The sequence below is a fragment of the Cedecea sp. B1(4) genome (assembly GCF_059414925.1).
This window is the reverse complement of record NZ_JCAHMZ010000081.1, coordinates 1-550: the sequence shown is the minus strand read 5'-3', so window position 1 is coordinate 550 and position 550 is coordinate 1. Positions and strand designations below refer to the sequence as shown.

Here is a 550-nt window from a genome sequence, read left to right as displayed (position 1 = left end):
GCACAACGGACGTCATTGTCTGGCGCCACAAACGATAAAGGATCTGTTGCATGACCCATCTAAAAATCACCGGCATGACTTGCGACTCGTGCGCGGCGCACGTCAAGGAAGCGCTGGAAAAAGTGCCAGGCGTGCAGTCGGCGCTGGTGTCCTATCCGAAGGGCACAGCGCAACTCGCCATCGTGCCGGGCACATCGCCGGACGCGCTGACTGCCGCCGTGGCCGGACTGGGCTACAAGGCAACGCTAGCCGATGCGCCACTGGCGGACAACCGCGTCGGACTGCTCGACAAGGTGCGGGGATGGATGGCCGCCGCCGAAAAGCACAGTGGCAACGAGCCCCCGGTGCAGGTAGCGGTCATTGGCAGCGGTGGAGCCGCGATGGCGGCGGCGCTGAAGGCCGTCGAGCAAGGCGCGCAGGTCACGCTGATCGAGCGCGGCACCATCGGCGGCACCTGCGTCAATGTCGGCTGTGTGCCGTCCAAGATCATGATCCGCGCCGCCCACATCGCCCATCTGCGCCGGGAAAGCCCGTTCGATGGCGGTATTGC

1 protein-coding gene is annotated in these 550 nt (G+C 65.3%); it reads left to right on the top strand.

Annotation, left to right across the window (positions count from 1 at the left end; genetic code table 11):
- Positions 1 to 50: 50 nt before the first annotated feature.
- Positions 51 to 550: FAD-dependent oxidoreductase (locus ACR6JA_RS22175; protein ID WP_494599544.1), on the top strand; the 500-nt coding region annotated here is incomplete at its 3' end.